Annotated in this window: 19 protein-coding genes; 10 read left to right on the top strand and 9 right to left on the bottom strand. The window is 57.5% G+C overall.

From position 1 onward, the window contains the following. Window positions 1-144: 144 nt before the first annotated feature. Window positions 145-1,287: a toll/interleukin-1 receptor domain-containing protein gene (locus ABSG47_RS16030; RefSeq protein WP_424170705.1), complete on the top strand. Its 1,143-nt coding sequence runs from the start codon at window positions 145-147 to the stop codon at window positions 1,285-1,287. Window positions 1,288-1,439: 152 nt separating this feature from the next. Here the strand turns inward: ABSG47_RS16030 and ABSG47_RS16025 are convergent, their stop codons facing one another. The 5 genes from ABSG47_RS16025 to ABSG47_RS16005 all read right to left on the bottom strand — a co-directional run bounded on the left by ABSG47_RS16025 (window position 1,440) and on the right by ABSG47_RS16005 (window position 6,641). Next, complete coding sequence (locus tag ABSG47_RS16025) at window positions 1,440-1,865, bottom strand: hypothetical protein (RefSeq protein ID WP_424170704.1); 426 nt, start codon at window positions 1,863-1,865, stop codon at window positions 1,440-1,442. An 11-nt stretch (window positions 1,866-1,876) separates the two neighbouring features. After that, complete coding sequence (locus ABSG47_RS16020) at window positions 1,877-2,677, bottom strand: tyrosine-type recombinase/integrase (protein WP_424170703.1); 801 nt, start codon at window positions 2,675-2,677, stop codon at window positions 1,877-1,879. After that, window positions 2,677-3,984, bottom strand: a complete 1,308-nt coding sequence (locus ABSG47_RS16015; protein WP_424170702.1) for a tyrosine-type recombinase/integrase — start codon at window positions 3,982-3,984, stop codon at window positions 2,677-2,679. Before ABSG47_RS16015 ends, ABSG47_RS16020 begins: the two co-directional genes overlap by 1 nt. A 501-nt stretch (window positions 3,985-4,485) precedes the next feature. Next, complete coding sequence (locus tag ABSG47_RS16010; protein WP_424170701.1) at window positions 4,486-5,946, bottom strand: sensor histidine kinase; 1,461 nt, start codon at window positions 5,944-5,946, stop codon at window positions 4,486-4,488. After that, a complete protein-coding gene (locus ABSG47_RS16005; RefSeq protein WP_424170700.1) occupies window positions 5,943-6,641 on the bottom strand; it encodes a response regulator transcription factor in 699 nt (232 codons plus the stop codon). The genes ABSG47_RS16010 and ABSG47_RS16005 overlap by 4 nt, the downstream gene beginning before the upstream one ends. A 310-nt stretch (window positions 6,642-6,951) precedes the next feature. Here ABSG47_RS16005 and ABSG47_RS16000 point away from each other — a divergent pair, with 310 nt between their 5' ends. From ABSG47_RS16000 to ABSG47_RS15985, 4 genes are all read left to right on the top strand, one after another. Beyond that, on the top strand, window positions 6,952-9,795 hold the full coding sequence (locus tag ABSG47_RS16000) for a TonB-dependent receptor (RefSeq protein ID WP_424170699.1): 2,844 nt from the start codon (window positions 6,952-6,954) through the stop codon (window positions 9,793-9,795). Window positions 9,796-9,935: 140 nt separating this feature from the next. Beyond that, entirely contained in the window at window positions 9,936-10,970 is a 1,035-nt protein-coding gene (locus tag ABSG47_RS15995; protein WP_424170698.1) for a YncE family protein, read from the top strand. Continuing rightward, window positions 10,967-12,298 (top strand): histidine-type phosphatase, encoded by a 1,332-nt coding sequence (locus ABSG47_RS15990; RefSeq protein ID WP_424170697.1) that lies wholly within the window; start codon window positions 10,967-10,969, stop codon window positions 12,296-12,298. Before ABSG47_RS15995 ends, ABSG47_RS15990 begins: the two co-directional genes overlap by 4 nt. Continuing rightward, a complete protein-coding gene (locus tag ABSG47_RS15985) occupies window positions 12,247-12,672 on the top strand; it encodes a CHAT domain-containing protein (protein ID WP_424170706.1) in 426 nt (141 codons plus the stop codon). Before ABSG47_RS15990 ends, ABSG47_RS15985 begins: the two co-directional genes overlap by 52 nt. 227 nt (window positions 12,673-12,899) lie before the next feature. Here the strand turns inward: ABSG47_RS15985 and tdh are convergent, their stop codons facing one another. Next, window positions 12,900-13,934 (bottom strand): L-threonine 3-dehydrogenase, encoded by a 1,035-nt coding sequence (tdh, locus tag ABSG47_RS15980; RefSeq protein ID WP_424170696.1) that lies wholly within the window; start codon window positions 13,932-13,934, stop codon window positions 12,900-12,902. 282 nt (window positions 13,935-14,216) lie between these two features. Here tdh and ABSG47_RS15975 point away from each other — a divergent pair, with 282 nt between their 5' ends. Beyond that, entirely contained in the window at window positions 14,217-15,632 is a 1,416-nt protein-coding gene (locus tag ABSG47_RS15975; RefSeq protein WP_424170695.1) for a TolC family protein, read from the top strand. Window position 15,633: 1 nt separating this feature from the next. Then, window positions 15,634-16,869, top strand: coding sequence for an efflux RND transporter periplasmic adaptor subunit (locus tag ABSG47_RS15970; RefSeq protein ID WP_424170694.1), 1,236 nt, complete (start codon window positions 15,634-15,636; stop codon window positions 16,867-16,869). 2 nt (window positions 16,870-16,871) lie between these two features. Here ABSG47_RS15970 and ABSG47_RS15965 read toward each other — a convergent pair whose 3' ends face one another. From ABSG47_RS15965 to ABSG47_RS15955, 3 genes are all read right to left on the bottom strand, one after another. Continuing rightward, window positions 16,872-17,282, bottom strand: a complete 411-nt coding sequence (locus ABSG47_RS15965) for a type II toxin-antitoxin system VapC family toxin (protein ID WP_424170693.1) — start codon at window positions 17,280-17,282, stop codon at window positions 16,872-16,874. Beyond that, entirely contained in the window at window positions 17,275-17,505 is a 231-nt protein-coding gene (locus ABSG47_RS15960; RefSeq protein ID WP_424170692.1) for a type II toxin-antitoxin system Phd/YefM family antitoxin, read from the bottom strand. The genes ABSG47_RS15965 and ABSG47_RS15960 overlap by 8 nt, the downstream gene beginning before the upstream one ends. A 76-nt stretch (window positions 17,506-17,581) precedes the next feature. Beyond that, the gene (locus tag ABSG47_RS15955; RefSeq protein WP_424170691.1) at window positions 17,582-18,859 is read right to left on the bottom strand and encodes a VWA domain-containing protein; all 1,278 of its coding nucleotides are present in this window, start codon (window positions 18,857-18,859) and stop codon (window positions 17,582-17,584) included. 123 nt (window positions 18,860-18,982) lie between these two features. Between ABSG47_RS15955 and ABSG47_RS15950 the strand changes: the two genes are divergently transcribed. The 3 genes from ABSG47_RS15950 to ABSG47_RS15940 form a co-directional block, all read left to right on the top strand. After that, entirely contained in the window at window positions 18,983-21,493 is a 2,511-nt protein-coding gene (locus ABSG47_RS15950) for an ABC transporter permease (RefSeq protein WP_424170690.1), read from the top strand. Window positions 21,494-21,510: 17 nt separating this feature from the next. Then, window positions 21,511-21,873: a hypothetical protein gene (locus ABSG47_RS15945; protein WP_424170689.1), complete on the top strand. Its 363-nt coding sequence runs from the start codon at window positions 21,511-21,513 to the stop codon at window positions 21,871-21,873. Window positions 21,874-22,052: 179 nt separating this feature from the next. Further along, the coding region (locus ABSG47_RS15940) for a metal-dependent transcriptional regulator (RefSeq protein WP_424170688.1) at window positions 22,053-22,285 on the top strand (233 nt) is incomplete at its 3' end.

Genomic DNA, 22,285 nt, shown 5'->3' with positions numbered 1-22,285 from the left:
GGCCAGCCGCACCCGCGTACAAGAAATCCTTCAAACCCTCACCGCCCTCGGTCAGACGCGTCAAGTGGATGACCGCTACCTTCTCTGATTGCGCCAGTCTATCGGAGCGAGACGATATAACCAACGAGCGCTAGATGGGCCTATATGAGTGACGCAAAGATAACTGAGGTCGGCGAAGTCTTCGTCAGCTATAGCTGGGATAGCGAAGAACACATCAAGGCGGTACTTGCGCTTTCAAATCGTCTTCGCGCCGATGGCATCGACTGTGTTCTCGATCAATACGAGGTGTCACCGCCTGAGGGATGGCCGCGGTGGATGGATCGCAAGATTGCAGGCGCGAGCTTAGTGCTGGTTGTCTGCACCGAAACATACTTGAATCGCGTGATGGGTAGAGAAAGTCCCGACAAAGGCTTGGGCGTGAAATGGGAGGGCAATCTCATCTATCAGCACCTTTACAACCAAGGCGCAGACAACCAAAAGTTTGTTCCAGTCGTGATGCGAAATGCTGACCGTAATTTCATTCCAGTTCCTTTGCAAGGGGCCAGCTTCTTCAACATCGAAACGGACGAAGGATACAAGCGACTTCACAGGCGCCTGCTGGGAGCGCCGCAAGCAGAGAAGCCGCCACTCGGCGAGCATAAAGCAATGCCGAAGAAAGAAGTGAAAACTGACTTCGTTACTTTCATTGAGAATCCGATCGACATTCCACTCTGGGAAAAAGCTGAATGGCGAGCGACGGCTTTTCGTGGATGGGAGAACTCACCTCCAGCGTTAGGAATTGCATTTCTAAACCCCAAGCCAGCTGAAGAGATTTTCAAGCAATGGCTCCAGCGCTATGGTTCGCGGGATGAATTTGAGGAACTTCGAATCTCAATTATCGAAGGGGATATCGTTGGCGAGGATCCGGGATATACGGTCCATATCGCGATAGAACTGGAGAACGTCATCAAGCGGTACGAAAAGGCAGGTTTAAGACTGGGCGACGCCTCATTCTTTACTGCAACTCGCATGAATCGGATGACTCCTGCAAGTGACTCACCGTATTTGGCACGGTTCAAGGAGTCCTACACAAAGCATGGCGAGTATCTTCTTGTTCCGGCTACTTGCAAACCTGATGGGTCGAATCTGCAAGTTGCTCCTCATTTGGCGATTCGCAAAGGTGTATTACATTTCCGGAATGCCAAGGATATTCCCGAGAATGACATCGATTCCATCGTTCTGCATATGGGCGCGCAGCATAGACCTCTAACAGAGTATGGAAAGTCCTTAAAAAGGAAGCGGCGGTGATGCTACGCAGGAGATGAAAGACATGCCTGGGCTGGAAATAAAGGGTGTCATAACGATATAGGTTGCATTGATCGGTGCAATCCTTGGCGTGATGAATACTGGGAATGCGATGAATCGGATGCGATAAACCATCTTAAAGAGAATTGATTCCTCTATCTGCTTCGACCCCAGTTGGTTCTTCGAATTCGACTCTCCATTCGGTCGTTGGCGGACTCAAGGTCTGAAATCTCCTGCTTAAGCCTTTCAATATATCTCTGAGCAGGCTCGGGCAGCGCCCTGATTTCGGCTGGCGTTAACTCCCCGGTTTCACTGAGCGGCCGATTGCGGCGCTCAATCTCCCCACCTAGGCTAATCTGCTTGAGGAGTGTTAGGAGTGCAGCGACTTCCGTGTCCACCTGGGCTGACGTGGTTTCTTCCCCGCGATCCTTTTGGAAGGTGACGACATGACCAGGGTGCAAATCCTGAAGCGGGACTCCAAACGTCTCAGCCCAACGCTTCAGATGCTGTCTCCGCGGGTCTGACCAGAGGGCGGCGGCTTCGCGGATGGTCATCGTGCCGACAATTCTGTTCTCCATCATTTGCCCCACACTTAGATCAAAATTAGCTCGACCTCATCGGGGCTCATCTCGTCGTTCCGGCGGTCGTAAAGCTGCGTAGTACGAGTACTGGCATGGTTCGCCATCGACGCTGCTTTCTCCAAAGTCCCCCCGTTCATGAGGTACGCGGTAATACCCGTAGCCCGAAAACTGTGATTGCCTACTTTGCTCATGATGCCCGCCGTCTCTGCGCGCCTGCGAATCATCGCATAGGCGTTAGCCTGGGGCATTGCGGTCTGGCTGAGTTCGCCGGTCCCACGTCCGATGGTGCGGAAGAGCGGCCCCTTCGGATCGGCCGCCAACCTGGCGCCGTCTACGTATGCCATCAACGCCCGCTCAAGATTATGATGACAGGGCACGATGTGATCCTTGCCGCCCTTCTCATGGAGTCGGACCCAGTGCCTTTGGTTCTGAGTGAACACGTCCTCGACCTTCATTTCCAGCGCGGCCCCAATGCGGGCGAAGCAATAAAGCATGAGCGATATGAGCGCGCGGTCGCGCAATCCTGCCGGCGTCGTGGCGTCGATGCTGTCGAGCAAGCGACGCGCTTCTGCGGGCTCCAGTACCGACGTCTTTCCCGAGTGCACCACGTATCGCGGGCCACGCACAGAGGCCGCCGGGTTCGCCGGTACCACCTGGCCAATCACAAGCCAGCCGAACAGACGCCGGAGGGCGGCGAGTCGTTGCTTGACGCTGGGGACTGAGACTTGGCGGGCTTCGAACTCGATCCATTTCGCCACATGCAGCGGCTGAATGTCGACCAGGGAATTGACGCCTACGCTCCCACACCACACTAGAAACTCGCCGACAGTCCGTGCATAGGCGCGCCGGGTGTGCGGGTTGCGGATCTGCGCGCCGAAGAACTCCAGGAATCGATTTCCGGCGCGCTCGCCGGAGGCGCTGACGAGAGTCGGAAGAAAAGGCACGTCGAGTGGAACAAGTCGGCTAGACATCGACTGTCCACCCCGCTCTGAAGGTGCATGGTTGCGAATGTGTGCCGGAATTTGTGAAGGTAGAACTGCTCGCAACACGGAGCAACTGCGCAGATGTCGCCCGCATAATTCTCACAATCTCCGCAGTTCAGGCTGGCTCGGTAAGCAATCGCTTTGCAGTATTCGAGGAATTCGTCGGACGGCTTTCCACCTGGATGAGCGTTGGGAGCCTTCCAATGTGGCTTGGACGGAAAGATAAGGCGCGACTTCGACCTCTCCTTGGCATTTTGCAGCAGATCCAAGAGGAAATCGGGGAGGGGGACTTCACGGACGCGTTTGCTCTTGGGGTCAAACTTCCAATCCTGATTCTTTGTAGCGTCCTTTCGTGTGACCTTCACGGTGCCTTGCATGAAGTTAATATCCGTCCATATTGCGTGACGCACCTCAGCGTCTCTGAAACCTGAATGCAGGAAAAATCGGAAGAGCAGGAACTCATCGGGCGTGCACGCCTTGAAAAATTTCTGCAACTGCTCGGGCGTATAGATTTCGGGGTCTTCTTCCGTGTATGTCGGCCAGTCGCCTTTTTTGAGAAGCCGCTGAACGCCGAACACTTTCAGAAATGATGTGACGATGATGGTCTTATGCTTGACCGTTCTTGCCGACAAACCAAGTTTGTAAAGGTATGCTTGGAAGTCCATCATGTCGTCTCGATCAATCGCATCGATCGCCGCTTTTGCCAATGATTGTTTGAACAATCCGAGGGTGTGGCTATAGTGACGGTGCGTTGATTCGGACTTGTTCATCCTTACGTCGCGAAGATACCGTTCGACCGCGTCCGATACAAGAAGTTGGCGGGTCGCTGGCTTGGACTCCGATTCGGCGACTTCGATTCCTGCCGCCTTCGCGTCAAGCAACGCTCGTTGGCGCTGGGCTTCGGCCAAAATATCAGACGGGATGTTGCCGACGCTCTTCCGTCTGCGTACCCCGTCCTCGCGCCACTCGATGAAGTATTTTCCTTCGGTATGCGGCTGCGGAGTTCCGTCGATCAGGACGTTATCCCAATGGATGTTTCCGGTGGGACGTCGGACGACCGGTGCAAAGCGCCAGCGGCCAGCGTGCTTCACGTACTTGATGATGTTGACGCGGTCAGAATAGGTATTGGAAGCCATACTGTCCTTTCATGGACAGTATGGTGGACAGTAAGGGGAGAAATCAATCGAAAATCAGCCAAAAACGCAATTTTTGGACGGAAAATTGGGAAGCTGACGTTCTGCCACTGAACTACTCCCGCTTCGGCTCTAATTATACTGCGGAACAAATGCACTTCGGCCAACGCTTGCGCAACAAGTCCATAATGAGCGGAACCGACGCGACTGATGTCACCTTCACAATCTCCAAGCGGCCAGGCGCAGCAGTCTCCGGCATATTTCTCGGACTCAATTTTCATTGTCGAGCATGGCCTCGTACACACCGTTCAGCCGGTGGCGGCGTGATTTTCTGGCCGGGTCGGTCACTTCGAGAAATCCGCTCTCTACCATCAACACCTTTCGATTCACAGGGGTCTACATCCTAAGACACGATTGGATTGGCAATAAGATATAACGTCTTAACCCCGATCCGCAGCAATGCCTTGGGCGGTGAACACGATGAAAATAATTGAGCAAATCAATTCAGGCTGACACTCTCGTTATGAACGGTTGAGAAACCGAAGGCAGATCAGTTGACGAGAGCACCGGCGTAGTGGTTCGTGCCAGCAGAAATGAAAAGCAGCTTCCGTTGCCAGGAACGCTCTCCACATCTAATTGCGTGCCATGCCGTTCCGCGATCCACTTTCCTAACGCCAGGCCTAATCCGGAACCTCGTGAAATCCGCGCGTCCCGTTGTGTACCACGATAGAAGCGATCAAAGACTCTGGGAATGTCGGTGGCCGAAATCCCGGTCCCGGTGTCGCGGATCGAAAGAAGGACTTTCTCTCCCGCAACGGTTGCCTTTAACACCACCAATCCACCTGGCGGCGTGAATTTACAGGCATTCTCAAGAAGAATCGACAGGAGCCGGGCAATGCTGGCCGGATCACCCAGCACGAAGAGGCTATCGGCTTGAATTTCAAAACGAAAGTCAATCAATGCAAGTTGCATGGCTTGCTTCCATGTCTGGTCGATCCTCTGGAATAGCCCATTCAACTCGATTGGCACGAGGGGCTGTGCCTCAGCACCGCCATCCGCTCGCGCCAGCGACAACAGGTTCTCAGCCAGGTTCGTCAGCCGGATCGTCTCTCCATGCAAATGCGACAACGTTGCACGATATTCTTCTCCTTCTCGGGGACGAAGGAGAGCAACTTCAATTTCCGTGCGCAAAAGACTGATAGGCGTGCGCAACTCATGGGAAGCGTTCCCGGTAAAGGCGCGGACGCTGGCGAATGCTTTGTCGATTCGCTCCAGCATCTGATTGAGCGTTCGCGCAAGGGCGGATAGCTCATCGTCCGCGGCCGGCACCGGCAGACGCGTATCAAGATTCCGGTCGTTGATGCGGCGAGCTTGCTCGGCAAGAATCGCCACGGGCCGCAGCGCCTTCCTGCTCATCCAATAGCCGCCCAGCGCAGCCAGCAAAACGACTGCCGGAGTGAGCATTAACAGGTCGGCTCCGAAGCTTGTCAACAGAGCCATCGACTTGTTCAGCGCGATGCCTGTCTGCACGGAATACTTTCTTCCACGCACAGTGATTGGATAGGCAAGAATGCGGACATACCGTGTGCCTTGATGAAATTCCGCGAGACTGCCTTGTACGGGAAGATGGTCTGGCATGGGCAACGATGGATTTTCGGCAATCATGCGTTTGGAGCGGAAGAGCCAATTGCCGTCCTGGTCGATAACCTGCAGCCATTTGCCGTCATCTTTGATGGAGTAGATGGCGGCGAAGTCATTCCTGAGACTGTCGAGGGAGCGGGATGGGTCTTCATGCATCAGCAGCAACTGAATGTCTTCAGCGCGCTCCTTGAGGTCGTCGTACTCGGTGATATCGAGACTGCGGCGGAGCATCCACCAGCTTGCGGTGCTCAACAGGCACGCCGCCGTGGCAAACAGGGCGAAGTACCATAGCGAGAGCCGCATCCGGATGGGAAGCGCTTTCATCGTTGAGCTCTCTCCATCTTCTGTGCGTCCCGCTCCAGAACATAACCTGACCCGCGCACGGTGTGAATAAGCTTGTGTGGATAGGGTGCGTCAATCTTACCGCGCAGCGAGTTCACAAGAACATCGAGTGTCCCCTGCCCGACCTCGGAATCCGTGCCCCACACCTCCTGCATCAGGCTCTGCCGTGAAACACATTGCCCGCTATTCTGCATCAGCGCGATCAGGAGCTTGCACTCCGATGGGGAGAGATCGATGTGGTTGTTGCCGCGTGTCACCGTGCGCCGCACCAGGTCGACGGCCAACTCTCCGGCTTCAAGTCTCCCACTTGTTTTCCTGCGGCGGGGACGGGTGATCGATTGCAGCCGCGCCATTAGCTCGGGAAAGGAGAATGGCTTGGTCAGATAATCATCCGCGCCCAGATCGAGGCCGCGGATGATGTCGTCTTCCGCATCGCGGGCGGTCAGTACCAGCACGCGCGACGCGCAGGAACGCTGATGAAGCGCGCGCATTACCTCATAGCCATCGCGTCGTGGCAGACCAATGTCCAGCAGAATTGCGTCGAACGTGCATGTTGTGGCGATCTCCACGCCGGTATCGCCATCCATTGCGGTCATCACAGTGCAGTCGTGCTCCTGGAGTCCCTTGCGTAGAAGGTCAAGCATGCGTGGTTCGTCTTCAATGACCAGTATCCGCATATACCCTTCCATCTCCCAACGTTGCAGGACGCTATAAAGCTCAACTTGTACGATTGAAATAATTTCAGCACATCAAGAACGGAATTCGAGCGCATAACGAGCAACCTAAGGGTTTTTCATTGAACGATTAACGCGGCGTTCATAATCCACCCTGCATGATTTGTTGGCGTCGCTACCTTAGAACTAATTCATTGTTCTGTAAACATCGGTTGATGGCCACCGCACAAGCTAACGCTCAGCGATAACCAGAACAGAGGCGATGAATATTGCCCTTCGTCACAATCAACCCTCTGCCGTTTTAAGGAGCGTTATGCCAGCCCAAACACGCGTACTATTCGTTCTCCTCATTTTACTATTTTGCCCATTCATTGCCGCTGCAACTGAGGCCGATAAGGCCCCAGCCACCAGTAATGGCAGCATAAGCGGCGCGGTCAAAGACGCAGCCGGAGCTGTTCTGCAGGGCGCTCAGCTTGTGTTACAGCCAACGGCTGTAACCGTAACCTCAGACGCGCAAGGCAGCTACACCATCCGCAATATCAAGCCCGGTACTTACACCGTGACCATCTCGTATGTCGGCTTCGCCACTTCGGTGCAGACGATCACAGTGGCCGCCGGTCAGACGACGCCGCTCGATGTTACGCTCGCCATCAGCTCCACCAGCCAGCAGGTTGAAGTCTCCGCCACAGTGGAGGGGGACGCAGCGGCAGTGAACGAGGTGCGCACATCGGAGAACATTCTCAATGTGCAGACAGACACACAGATTCAGAGCCTTCCCAATGCGAACATCGCAGACGCAGTGGGGCGCATGCCCGGCGTAACGCTGCAGCGCAATGAGGGCGAGGGCCAGTACGTGCAGATTCGCGGCACGGAACCCCGGCTCAGCAACACCACCATTGACGGCGTAAGTGTGCCCGGCCCCGATCCGGAGGTGCGGCAGGTGGACCTCGACACCATCCCAGCCGATCTCGTGGGCTCGGTTGCGATCAACAAGACGCTTTCAGCTAATCAAGATGGCGATGCCATCGGAGGTTCGGTTGATCTGCGCATAAAGCAGGCGACATCGGACCGGCCCACGCTCATGGTTGAGGGCACGGATGGTTATACACCCATCGCAAATGGCCGCAAGGCCTTTCAGATCGACTCATCGGCAGGCTTCCGCTTCGGCCAGAAAACCGCGGAGGGCAAGCGTTTCGGGCTGATGCTCGGTTACAGCTACGACTACAACGGCCGCGGCATCGATGACGTTGAACCCGTGCCGGATTTCGACGGGCCCAACAACGCCTTTACCTACGACAACATTTACATCCAGCAGTACCTTTATGACCGCACCCGCTACGGCTTTGCCGGCAGCCTCGACTACAAGCTCAACGAAAACTCCGATCTTTACGTGCACGGATTATTCTCCAACTTCCGTGACTACGGCCAGAAGTACGCCTACCAGTTGGCTCTTGAAGACCACCCTTCGTACCACACGAGCATTCGCCGCCCCAACCTGCAGATTGCAGACCTGGCCATTGGCGGAAATCATGTACTCAATCACACATTTTTCCACTATCAGATCGCAGCTGCGCATTCCCGCTTTGGCGGAGCCGCGGGCAATCCCGGTGCAGCGTTCAAGGTAAGTAAGAGCGGCACCGTGGGCGACGATTGCGATTACGCTCCGGGTCCCAGTCAGTATCGGCCCCAGTACACCTGTGCTGTGGCAGGAAATGCAATCTACGATCCGTCACAATATTCTCTCGATACGATCGATTTGACCTTTGGGCAGGCCACGCAGATCAATCTGCAGGCAAGCGCGTCCATGGGAATCAACTACCACCTCGGCAGCCACTTCTCCACCTTCGAGTTCGGAGGACAGTTCCGCAACGAACACAAAGGTCAGGACGCCTATTCGCCCGAGTATGACTCCAACAACGGCACTGCGATGAGTCAATACCTGGGCACCTTCACCAATAACCACTTCTATGGCGGAAGCTACCACCTGGGGCCCGTCACAGAGTTCTCACTGATTACCGGCGATCTTGCGCAGAACCCTGGCAACTTCACCCTGGATGAAGGAACAACGCATCTCCAGTCCGACGCCGCCAACTACAACCTGCAGGAGCGCGTCTCCGCCGGTTACATTATGAACACCATTCAGCTCGGCCGCTTTCATCTGCAGACAGGGCTGCGCATCGAAGCCACCAACACATCGAACACCGGCTATCTGGTGGTGAACGACGTAAACGGAAACTACGTTTCCACTACGCCGCAATACGGCAGCGGCTCTTACATCAATCCACTGCCGAGCGTGCAACTCCGCTACACCATCGATAAGGACTCCGGCATTCGCGCTGTATACGGACGCGGCATATCGCGGCCCGATCCATACCAGCTTGTTCCTTACATCACGGAAGACCAGTCCACCACGCCCTACACCATCAACATCGGCAATACCGCAATTGTCGCCGAGCATGCCAACGACTACGACATCCTCTATGAGCGTTATCTGCCTTCCATTGGAATGATCCAGGCCGGCTACTTCTACAAGCAGATCACTAAACCCATCTACGGCCAGCAATCGATCATCCCTGCCACGGGCTCGCCACTCTCGCAGGCTTACGCCGGAGACCTTGTCTTCCAGGAAGTCAACGGTGATCATGCGTATGTGCAAGGTGTTGAATTTGCCTACCAGCAGCATCTGAACTATCTTCCCGGCGTGCTCGGCGGAGCGCGCATCAACGCCAACTTCACCTACACTGGCTCGCGAAACTACAACCTCACCGGGCGCACAGACAATCCAGCTCTGGTCGGGCAGGCACCGTTCTCGTGGAACATCAGTCCTGCATACGCAACCAAGCGGGCATTGGTGACCGTGGGTATGTCATATAACAGCGCCAATATCTTCGCCTATCAATACCAGAACACAGGGCCAGGTACAGTGCCCTATGGAGTGAAAGGCCCATTTGGCGATAACTACTTCTACCCTCACATGCAGGTGGATTCTAAGATCACCTACTATCTCGGCAAAGGATTCACCGTGATGGCCCTTGGCGAGAACATGAACAACGAGCCATTCGGCTTCTACAACGGCAGCCCGCAATACATGGTGCAGCGCGAGTACTACAAGCCAACGTATTCAGGCGGAGTGCGCTGGACGCCGCACCACGAATAGCACATGCGCAGGTGCGTGGAGGCAATCTTTCGCGCACCTGCTTTGTGATCTCCGAAGATCCTGAAAGCGCACCGTCAACCCCATAACCAATCCTTGATGAGCAGCCGCACACTTGAGTGCGGAAGCCACGGAAAGCTCTGATGAAAAAATTCGTACTTGCTCTTGCTCTCGTGACTTTAATTAGCTTGCCTGCAAACGCACAGCAACCGCTGACATTGCAGCGAACGATCACCTTGCCTGGCGTAGCGGGAAAATTCGATCATTTCGCACTCGATCTGCAGGGTAAACGTCTCTTCGCCGCGGCGACCGGAAAACACTCCGTCGAAGTAATCGATCTAGCGTCTAGCAAAGTGCAGCAAAGCATCGCGGGATTGGGCAAACCACACGGTCTTGCGTGGGTCGCTTCCACAAACAGCCTGTATGTGTCCGATGGCGCGCTGGCTCAGCTTTTTGTTTACAAAGGAAAGCCCGAATCGCAGCTCACGCTCGCCGGCAAGCTGAAACTCTCTGACGACGCCGATGACATGGTTTACGACGAAGCCACGCATCTGCTCTTCGTTGGCACAGGCGGCAGCGATAGCGCCAACCCCGCGCAGATTGCCGTCGTGAACACAACCAGTTTCACCCTGGCCTCCGCCATTGCAGTTGCAACCCATCCCGAGGCACTCGAGATCGATGCTCAAGGACAACGCGTCTTTGCCAACATCGCAGACTCAAGCGAAGTTGCCGTAATCGACGGCGCGGGCAAGGCAATCAGCAATCATTGGAAGCTGACCGGCGCATCGGACAACGTTCCTCTCGCCTTTGATGCGGAACACCACTTGATCTACGTGGCATGCCGCAAGCCTGCGACTCTACTTGTCATTGACGCCGATTCAGGAAAAGAAATTTCGAGAGTCGCCACAGTGGGCGGCGCGGACGATCTCTTTTACGATGCGGCGTTGCGGCGTGTCTATGTCATCGGCGGCGCGGGTGAGGTACACACGTATCAGGTGGACGCGCATAAGAAACTTCAGCCACTCGGGGTTCTCCGCACGGCAGCCGGCGCCAAAACCGCGCTCTTTGTGCCGTCGCAATCCCTGCTCTATGTCGGCGTGCCCAGCATCGACGGACACGATGCGGAGATTCGTATCTATTCCACCGCAGCCAGCACGACAGCACGAGGTAACCAGTGAAGGCGCGCGCCCTGGATCATTTCCTCATCGCAGCTCTGATGTTTGCGGCTGCATCCTCACTGCACGCGCAGAGCCCGGCGAGCGGCCAATCATCATCCACGGATGAGTTGAAGTTTGTCGTCATCGTCACCCGGCACGGCGTGCGTTCACCCACTGGCAAACTCGATCAGCTCAATCAATTCTCCGCACAGCCGTGGCCCGAGTGGAGTGTGCCGCCCGGTTACCTCACTGCCCACGGCGCAAAGCTCATGACGCTCTTCGGCGCTTATGATCGCGAGTTACTTGCAAAACAGGGACTGCTTTCGGCCGATGGGTGCGCCGACGCGGAGCACATCACAATCCTCGCGGATTCCGACCAGCGCACGCGGGAGACGGGCAAGGCGCTTGCTTCTGGATTGTTCCCTGGCTGTTCCGTCCCGGTACGCGCCCAGGCTGAGGGAATGCATGATCCGTTGTTTCATTCGCTCGAAGCCGGCGTCATTCATCCGGACAAATTCATAGCCACCGCCGCGATCGGCGGCCGCATCGGCAACAACCCCGCGGGCCTTGTGGAAGCTTACCGCCCGCAGTTACAAGCTCTGGAAGGTGTGCTGGCAGGTTGCGGCGCGGGCTCATCCTGCGCCGGTGCTCCTGCCCCGAAAAAATCCCTGTTCGACATTCCTTCGTCGATTGGCCCCGGCAGCGGAGATCATCTGGTCGATCTCAAGAGCCCGTTAGGCACAGCCGCCACCATGGCTGAGAACCTGCTGCTGGAATACACCGAGGGCATGGATAAAAATCAGGTCGGATGGGGACGAGTCGATCTCAACAAGCTCCGCCAGTTGATGCAGTTGCATACGGAAAGTGCCGACATCGAGCGCCGCACCTACTACATTGCTCGCGCGCAAGCCGCAAATATGCTCAGCCATGTCCTCGACTCTATGCGCCAAGCCGTCACGCAAAAGCCCGTAGCCGGCGCGCTCGGCAAACCTGCGGATCGACTCCTGATTCTGGTTGGACATGATACGAACCTGGCAAACATCGGTGGCGCGCTGAACCTATCCTGGCTCATCGATGGCCGCCGCGATGACACACCTCCAGGCGGCGCACTGGTCTTCGAGCTTTGGCGGAAAAAGGAGAAAGCCGAGTACACAGTGCGCACCTACTACACATCGCAAACTCTAGAACAGATGCGCAACACCACTCCGTTAAGCCTTACAGCGCCTCCCGAACGAGTACCAGTATTCGTGCCCGGCTGCGGCCAGGCCGATGCTTTCTGCACCTGGAGCGCCTTTGAATCCACCATCCGTGCCGGAATCGACCCCGGCTTCGTGACACGATTGGACTAAACAATCTCTCATTCCGCAACACCGACCTGTTGACTCTATCGGCTTGCGAAACTGGCGTGCTTAGCAGCGCCGCCGATGGCCACGAGGTGGATAGCCTGGCCACCACTGCACAACTGAAGCACGCCAAAGCAGTGATCGCCTCTCTCTGGCCAGTCAATGACAGCAGCACCGGTGACTTGATGGCGGACTTCTATAAACGCTGGGCCGACGGCGGCGGCAAAGTCATGAAGGTAGAAGCGCTGCGCCAGGCGCAATTAGATTTGCTCACGGGGAAGATCTCTCCCCAGGTAAATTCCGCTGCCGCTAAAGCTGCCGCCGGCTATGCACATCCTTACTACTGGGCACCGTTCGTGCTAATAGGAAACTGGAAGTAGAGCATTGGTCCCGTCAATGGATGAGAGGTCATTGATACTGCGCGGCATTTGCCGCCGGGTCACGCGCCTGCTTTTCCTTTTAGGCAATCTACATGCGTGGCCAGGAGTAGATCTTCACTCACGATTCTGTTACTTGACGGCGTTCGATGCAAGCGGGAAGTTGGTTCGTCAAGGGCAGGTGTGAACTTGACACCTGAAGGTCCCTGCTCCCTCCCGTTTGTTCACCTTTAAGCCAATGCGGTCCAGTCGAGGATGACTTTGCCTGTTTGGCCGGAGATCATGGCGTCGAAGCCCTGCTGGAAGTCGCTGTAGGGGAAGCGGTGGGTGATGACCGGCGAGATGTCTACGCCGGAGTCGAGCATGACGGACATTTTGTACCAGGTTTCGTACATTTCGCGGCCATAGATGCCCTTGATGGTGAGCATGTTGAAGATGATCTGGCGGAGATCGAGGGGGAATTCCTTGGCGGGGATGCCGAGGATGGCGATTTTGCCGCCGTGGCTCATGTTGGTGATCATGTCGCGCAGGGCCTGGGCGTTGCCGGACATTTCGAGGCCTACGTCGAAGCCTTCTGTCATGCCAAGCTGCTTTTGAATTTCAGCGAGCGGGGTTTCATTGGGATTGACGGCGAGGGTTGCACCCATTTTGCGGGCGAGATCGAGGCGGAAGGGATTGACGTCTGTAATGACGACATGGCGCGCGCCGGCGTGGCGGACGACGGGGATGGACATGATGCCGATGGGGCCTGCGCCGGTGATGAGCACGTCTTCGCCGAGGACGGGAAAGGAGAGCGCGGTGTGGACGGCGTTGCCGAAGGGATCGAAGATGGAGGCGACTTCCTGATCGATGCCGACGTGGTGACGCCAGATGTTGGTCATGGGAAGCGAGATGAGTTCGGCGAATGCGCCAGGGCGATTGACGCCGACGCCTTGCGTGGCGGCGCAGAGATGGCGGCGGCCAGCGAGGCAGTTGCGGCAGCGGCCACAGGTGACGTGGCCTTCGCCGGAGACGATGTCGCCGGGGAAGAAATCGCTGACGTTGGCGCCAACCTGGACGATTTCGCCGACGAACTCGTGGCCGATGGCCATGGGGACAGGGATGGTCTTCTGCGCCCACTCGTCCCACTGATAGATGTGGACGTCTGTTCCGCAGATGCCGGTGTAACGGACGCGCACGAGCACGTCATTGATGCCGATGACCGGCTCGGGAATGTCTTCGAGCCAGAGACCTTTTTCCGCTTTGGATTTGACGAGTGCCTTCATGGGGATAGTTTAGGTTATGAGCGACAGGTTGCGGGTTACCGATTAGGGACAAGGGAACGGTAAGAGCAAAAGCAGGTCCTTCTCTTTCCACCTCAGCAAGGGAAGATCGCTTGCCGGAGGATATTTACCGGCTGTCTTTCGTTACACTATTTTCAGAACCTTTGAGGCGGTCGTGTGCATCTGTATAGAAGCACACGATTTTAAGCGAATTCACGCTGCTATCTTTCGCGCAATTCAGGTCGAAAATCATTGATGCCGTTAGAGAATTCAGAAAAGTTTAGAGTGGGTTCCTGTGCATGCGCAGTTCTTGCGGCGCTGGCGCTGGGAAGCCTGTCAGCCGGGTTTGTCGGGGCGCAAACGGCGCCGACCGCTGCCGGGCCGACGGCGCAGAGTTTTCAGGGCAGCGTGGCGGAAGGTACGGCCAACGGGCAGGTGATGGATCTGACGCTGGATGATGCGATTCAGCGCGGCCTGCGGACGAACCTGGGCATTATTTTGAGCGGGACACAGACTGCATCGGCCAAGGGGCAACGGCTGAGCCAGCTGCAGAACCTGCTGCCCGCGGTGGATGCGTCCTTCAAGGAAAGTTATCAACAGGTGGACCTGGCGGCGGAGGGAATCCGTTTTCCGGGCTTTCCGACGATCATCGGACCTTATGGTTATGTAGACCTTCGCGCTTCGCTGACGTGGAGCCTGGTGGATGTGAAGTCGCTCAGGAACTACATTGCGTCAAAGCATAGCTTTGCGGCGGCGCAACTGACTGCGGATGATGCGCGGCAGATGGTGATTTTGACGGTGGGCAATGCGTATCTGCTGGTGGTGGCCGATGAGACGGAAGTGGCCAGCGTGCAAGCGCAGGTGACGACCTCAAAGGTTTCACTGGACCAGGCGGTGGCGAACCACGAGGCGGGTACGGCTCCGAAGATTGACGAGCTGCGGGCGCGGGTGGATTACCAGACGCTGGAGCAGCAGTTGATCAGCGCACAGAACTCGCTGGAGAAAGACAGGCTGGCGTTGGCGCGGACGATTGGATTGCCGCTGGACCAGAAGTTCAATGTGGCGGACAAAGCCCCGTATGCGGCATTTGACGAGATTGATCTGGATGCGGCGCTGAAGCAGGCGCATGTGGACCGCAAGGATCTGGCGGCGATGGTGGAGCAGACCAAAGCAGCAGAGCTGCAGCGCAAGGCTACGACGGCGGAGCGTTTTCCGACGCTGACGGTGGATGCGGATTACGGCGACATCGGCATAAATTTTGGCACTTCGCATGGAACGGTGGATGCGTCCGGCAACTTCAGTGTGCCGGTGTTCAAGGAATTCGGGATTCGCGGCGATGAGCAGCAGGCGCAGAGCACGCTCGATACGGCGAAGGCGCAGCTGAGCGACAAGAATGCTCAGGTGGACGCCGATGTGCGCGATGCGCTGCTTGATATTCAGTCCGCTCAGAAGCAGGTGGAAGTGGCGAAGTCCAATGTGGACCTGGCTACGGAAGCATTGAGCGAAGCGCAGCAGCGCTATAAGGCCGGCGTGAGCGACAATCTGCCGGTGAGCCAGGCGGAACAATCCGTGGCGCAGGCCAACGATCAGTATGTAAGCAGTTTGTACCGGCACAATGTGGCGAAGCTGAGTTTGGCGCGCTCGCTGGGCGCGGCTGGGCAGTACAAGACTTATTTGGAAGGCAAGCAGGGAGGAAAGTAACGTGGCGGATACACCGAAAAATCCCGCGGAGGAGCAGCAGCAGACGGAGTCCGCGCCGCCGAAGAAGAGCCGCAGGGGAATCATCATCGTGGTTCTGTTGGTTGTGGCCGTGGCTGCACTGGGCTTCTGGTGGCACTCCACCTATTTTGAAGATACGGACGATGCGCAGGTGAGCGGTCACCTGATCCAGATCAGCGCCCGCATCCAGGGCCAGGTGGCGAAGGTCTACGTGGATGAAAACCAGTTTATTCATAAGGGCGATCCGATTGCGGACCTGGATCCTCGTGACTTCCAGGTAGCGGTGGAAAATGCGCAGGCCTCGTTGTCGAGCGCGCAGGCCAATGCCGCGGCGGCCAACGTGAATGTGCCGCTGACGGACATCAATACGGGCTCGAATTTGCGTTCGGCGGGTGCGGATGTGTCTGGCGCAGGCGCGAGCGTGCAGCAGGCGCGGGGACAGCTGGAGGCTGCGCATGCGCGCGTGGTGCAGGCGCAGGCGAACAATGTGAAGGCGCAGCAGGACCTGGAGCGCTACAAGCCGCTGGTGGAGAAGGACGTGATCAGCAAGCAGCAGTATGACGCGGCTGTGGCCGCGGCGGCTTCGCAGGCTGCGGCAGTGCAGGATGCGGTGGCGAGCGAGCAGGCGGCAAAGGATGCCGTGGGAGTGGCGCAGCAGCGGCAGGCTTCGGCGAATGCGCTGTTGAAGTACGCTGAGACGGGTCCGCAGCAGGTGGCGGTGCAGTCTGCAAGGGCCAAGCAGGCTGTGGCGCAGGTGCAGGCGGCGCAGGCGCAACTGGACCAGGCGAAGCTGAACCTGAGCTATGCGAAGATTGTGGCTCCGGAAGACGGCATTGTTACGCGGAAGAGCGTTGAGATCAACCAGAATGTTTCCGTTGGGCAGAACCTGCTGACGCTGGTGAGCCTGAACGATATCTGGATCACGGCGAACTTCAAGGAAACGCAGTTGAAGCAGATGCACAAGGGCCAGCATGTTGAGATTGCCGTGGATGCTACGGGGAAGAAGTACACGGGCACGGTGACGCAGGTTGGCGGCGCTACGGGTTCGGTGCTTTCACTCTTCCCGCCGGAGAATGCGACGGGCAACTATGTGAAGGTGGTTCAACGGATTCCGGTCCGCATAGACTTTACGAATCTGAAGGATGAGGATGCGAATCATGAGCTTAGGCCGGGGTTGAGTGTGGAGCCTAAGGTGTTTTGTCGGATGCAAGGAGGGTGAACTTATTTCTTCAGGCGTCGAATGCCGAATGCGTCCAGCCTTGTGTCTGTGGTCAGCAGCGGGAGATTGTATTGGATGGCGTGTGCGGCGATCATGCGGTCGAAGGGATCGGCATGTTTGGACTCAAAGCGCGCGGCTCGCATCATGACCTCCGGCTCCAGCGGTACGAGGGTGTAGCCCAGTCGATCTTCGATGTTGGCAATCAGATCGTTCTCAAAATTGATTGCCTCGGGAAGCTTGCCGATACGCACCTTCAGGCTGATTTCATAGACCGTTGCGGCGGAGACCAGCACTTCATTGTCGAGATTGGCGATGAGTTTTCTCGCCCACGGTTCGATGCGGGCTGAATTGATTGCTGCCCAGAGAACGTAGTGCGTGTCTATAAAGAACTTCATGGGAAGAGCTTCACTCACTCTCTCCGCGCCACGCCTTCAATTCGGCTTGCGGAAGCTCGTCAAAATCGGCGGGAATTTCAAAGCCGGGATGGTGGAAGAGATCGAAGGGCCGTTCTTTGACCGGCTTGAGGGCCACAAGCATTGCCACGGGCGTTTTTTTTCGGCCGGTGGTCAACACGACCTTCTCGCCGCGTTGCGCTTTTTTTACGAGGGCCGACAATCTGGTTTTGGCTTCGAACATCGTTGACTCAGTCATGACATCCTCTAAAATGCTAGGAATATGTTAGCTAATTTTGCAGACGAATGCAATCACGCTTCTAGCGGGGTTGCTGCCCGTCAGTTTTGTGGTGGGGTGTGGTGGTGGGAGGGTCGATCCAGTAGGTTGTGCGGGATGTGATTTCCAAGCCTGCGTAGTTGGGTGTGTGGAGGGTTAGTGTGTGCAGGCCGGGGTGGGGGTTTTGGGGGTAGAAGCTGAGCACGTAGCGGTTGGGGACGTGGTTGGCGATGGTGGAGAGATAGCCTTCTAGCTCTCTGGGTTTGGATAGCTTGAAGTATTCGCCGCCGGTCATGCGGGCTACGGTTTCGGGGATGTTGGTCTTCATGCCGTCTACGGCTTCGATGGCGGCCATTTTGGCAAAGGCCAAGGGTGGGGCTAGCTGCGTGAGGCAGTCGTAGGCCTGTATCCATTTGTTGTGCGTGGCGTCGGGGTCCGCGTCCGGGTCGGGATCGGGACGCTTGCCCATGCAGCCGTGGGGCGGATTGGGGTGAGGATTCTCCAGGCGCAGCCAGCCTGGCTTCTGGCGGCTGTCGATGTGTTCGGGGAGTTGGCGTTCGGCGTAGTGCGCGGCTTCGGATTTTCCGGTGGAGAAGCCGATGCTGTAGATGGTGGTGTTGGTGTCGGCGATGGCGCGGATGGCTCGCTGGATGGTGGTGGTGCTGCCGCGGTCGAGGGTCTCACTGATGAGGAGAATGGCGCGGCGATAGATGGGCGGCTGAGTGCGGAGCAGATCGACGGCATAGGTGAGGCTGTCGAGGATGGCTGCGCCGTTGTCGCCGAGTGGAATGTTGTGTACGGGTTGCGGGCCGGTGCAGTTGTCGTAATGCTCCTGACGGGTGCAGCCGGGCTGCAGACTGTGGAGCGCTTCAATGGCTTCGTCGGTATCGCCGGTGAAGCTTTGCAGAAGGTCAGGCTGGCTGTCGAAGGTGACGACGGCAATCTGATGGAAGACGTTGCCGACGATGGAGGTGAGCATGGGTGCGAGCGGCGGCGCGAGGGTGGAGTAGTTTTGGAATTCGCGCGCGCCTGCGCCGCCGGTTTCGAGGACGATGACAAGGGCTAGTGGCGAGTGGTCTGTGTCCTGGACGAGCGAGAGTTTTTGCGGAGTGCCGTCGTCGGTGAGGAGGAAATCTTTGGCGGTGAGGGTGTAGACATTGGCGCCGGATTTGTTGCGGACGAGGGCGGGGACGAGGACGAGGTTGGTTTGTACGGTTAGTTGGGGATTGGATGGGGCGGGGGATTGTGCAGAGGCGGTGAATGGAATGGCGGCGGCGAATGCGGAGAGCGCGATGTGAGTGAAAGTGTGTCGCGTGTTCAAACGGGCCTCGCCTTGTGTAGTGGTTTCAAGGTTAGACGTTGAGCATTCAATTTTATTTGTTAGCGAGTCAGCCGCGCTTTGCGCGATGGCGAGTTAGCAGGCTAGCCCTATAATTCTGGCATTATGCAGACTCTTCTTCGCAATCTTCGCTTTGCGGTGCGCGTGTTTCGGCAGAACAAGGGATTTACCGCGGCTGTGGTGCTGACATTGGCGCTGGGGATTGGCGCGAATACGGCGATTTTTACGGTGATGGATGCGCTGCTGCTGAGGCCGTTTGCGTTTCATGAGCCGGAGCGGCTGGTGAGCGTGTCGACGCATGATGAGACGCAGGATCGCGGGATCAACCTGACGCGGTATGAGATGCTGCGCGACCATAACAGCTCATTTGAAGGCGTGGCTGTTTGGGCTGGGGATACGCTGAATCTTTCTGGGAATGTTGAGGGTGGGAGTGAGCCTGAGCAGGTGCAGGTGGCGCGCGTTTCTGCTAATTTCTTTCCTCTTCTTGGAGTGACGCCGCAGTTGGGGCGGACCTTCAGCGAAGAAGAGGCGCGGCCTGAGGGCAAGGCTGTGGTGATGCTGAGCGATTCGCTGTGGCGGGAGCGGTTTCATGCCGATCCGCATGTGATTGGGCAGACGATTCAGCTGGATTCTGCGGCTTCGACGGTGGTTGGCGTGCTGCCGCGGGGGACGCGATTTCCGATACTGGGCGAGCCGGCGGTTTGGACGCCGCGGTACTTTGAGTTTTCGCTGTTTCCGCCGGCGCGACTGCGTCAGGGAGTGGGGTACTTGAACATCATCGCGCGGCTGCGCGATGGGGTGACGCTCAAGGGCGCGAATGCGGAGCTGGCTGTCGAGAACGAGCAGTATCGCAAGCAGAACGGCGCTATGCCGGATGCGGATACGAACATTGTGTTTGCTGCGAAGAGCCTGCGCGATGAGGCTGTAGGCGATATGCGCGGCAAAGTGCTGATGCTGGCCTGCGCGGTAGGCGTGGTGCTGCTGATTGCTTGCGCGAATGTGGCGGGGTTGATGCTGTCGCGGGCGATTTCTCGCAGAAGCGAGATGGCGGTGCGGACGGCGCTGGGCGCGCGGCGCGGGACGATTGTGGCGCAACTGCTGACGGAGAGTTTGCTGCTGGCGCTGGTGGCGGGCGTGCTGGGAGTGGGGCTGGGTTGGGCGGCTACGCGGGCGCTTGCTGTCTGGGGCGGGGATGAGCTGCCGGATGGTTTTGCGCTGACGATGGATTGGCGGGTGCTGGTTTTTACGCTGGTGGTTTCGGCGCTGGCGGGGATTTTGTTTGGAATTGTGCCGGCGCTGCAACTGGCGCGGGTGGATTTGAATGCGACGCTGCGCGAGGAAGGGCGTGGGAGTTCTGCGGGGCGCGGGCGTGTGCGGATGAAGGATGCGCTGGTGGTGGGACAGGTGGCGCTTTCGCTCATGCTGCTGATTGGCGCGGGCCTGTTGATGCGGAGCTTTGTGCGGCTGATGCGGGTGGAGACGGGCTTTGATGCGGAGAATGTGCTGACGATGGGTGTTTCGCTTTCGACGCAGCGGTATGGAGATGCTGGGAAGCAGACGGCGTTTTTCGACGATGTGCTGCGGAAGGTGCGGGCGCTACCGGGTGTGAGGGATGCGGCGATTTCCGCGGCGCTGCCGATGGCGTGGATGCGGATGTCTCCTGTGTTGGCCAAGGGGCAGCCGGATGCGCCGCTGGCGCAGAGGCCCTTTGTGGATATTGAGGCGGTGAGCCCAGAGTGGTTTGAAACGATGCGTGTGCCGCTGATCGAGGGACGCGCATTTACAAATGCAGATGCGGGGGCGAGGGATATGGTGGGCCGCGTGCAGTCGTCCGGCTCCGGGCAGACGCCGGCGGCAAACCATGCGGGAGCTTCGCCGCACGTGGTGATCGTGAATGAGGCGTTTGTGCGGCGGTTCTGGTCCGGGCAGGATTCGCAGCCCAATCCGCTGACGCAGACGGTGCTGATTGGCCGCATTCCGGAGCCGGCGCAGGTGGTGGGCGTGGCGGCGGATGTGAAGAACAAGGGACTCGCGGAGGATACGCAGCCGGAGGTGTATGTTCCGTTTGCGCAACTGCCGTGGGGGAAGATGAATCTGCTGGTGCGGACTCGGGTGAAGCCGGAGGCGATGGCGGAGAGTGTTCGCGCGCAGATTGCGGCGGTGGATGCGGACCAGCCGGTGACGAAGGTGCGGACGGTGACGCAACTGATGAGCGAGCAGAGGGCGCAGCCGCGGTTCCTGCTGGCGGTGGTGGGAGTGTTTTCAGGGACTGCGCTGGTGCTGGCGCTGATTGGGATTTACAGCATGCTGAGCTATGCGGTGGCGGAGCGGCGGAAGGAGTTTGGGATTCGCATGGCGCTGGGGGCGGGGCGTGCGGATATTTTGCGGCTGGTGATGCGGCATGGGTTTGTGCTGACTGTAATGGGAGTGGGTGTCGGGCTGATTGCGGCGTTTGCGCTGGCGCGGCTGATGGGGTCGATGCTCTATAAGACGGGGGAGCATGATCTGGTGACTTTTGCAGCGGCGCCGATGGTGTTTCTGGTGGTGGCGCTGGTGGCGGTCTGGGTGCCGGCGCGGAAGGCTACGCGGGTTAGTCCGATGGAGACGCTGCGGTGAAATCCTGTCGAGCAGTCATGGTTTTTGTATTGTGTTGTTTTTCGGCTATCCTGCAGCCGCTATTTGCTCAACAGGATTCGCATATATTCACCGTTCTTGATGCGAAGGCAAATGCCGCTCGCTTGGGTTCTAACCCAGTTATCGTGCGGGGACATTTTTGGTGCGGTAAAGAAGGTTCGATGATATTCGATAGCGGGTACAAAGCCGTCTTGAGGTTGCGGTACTCCGATGATTTCAATTCGAAGCACTCATATATGGAATTGTTAGGCTTCGCGCGAAAATCCGATGTGGCAACTGTTACCGGGCGACTTCATGTTGAGCCAAACGGACATCTAGTTTTGATTGCTGAGGACATTCGTTTCACAGAAAATCCACGTTAGGAAAACGAAAAGCAGAAGCAGGTCCTTCCCTCCGCCTGAAAGACGGCTATGGTCAGGATGACGGACTTTTGTAGTGGTGCGAGCGGGAGTGCTGTCCCACCCATGCGCAAAAAACGCGCATGGAGGGGCACCCGGCAGCTGCTCCTGTATGACGCGAGGTTTAGACTGGTCGGAACGTCATGACAGAGTCGATTACGGTTTCTAAAGAGAATTACCTGAAGGCCATTCTGGAGGCTGAGGCGGAGGGTCATGAGGTGATCCCTGCGACGCTGGCGCATTGGTTGAAGGTTTCTGCGCCGGCGGTGACGATGGCGCTGAAGCGGCTGAAGCGCGATGGGTTTGTGGCTGTGGGCGGGGATGGGATTGTTCGGCTGACGGAGGCTGGGCTGGAGACGGCTTCGCGGACGGCGCT

It is taken from the genome of Occallatibacter sp. (genome assembly GCF_049510455.1).
Classification (GTDB): domain Bacteria; phylum Acidobacteriota; class Terriglobia; order Terriglobales; family Acidobacteriaceae; genus Telmatobacter.
Note: the sequence above shows the minus strand (reverse complement) of the source record. Positions and strands in the feature narration are given on the sequence as shown.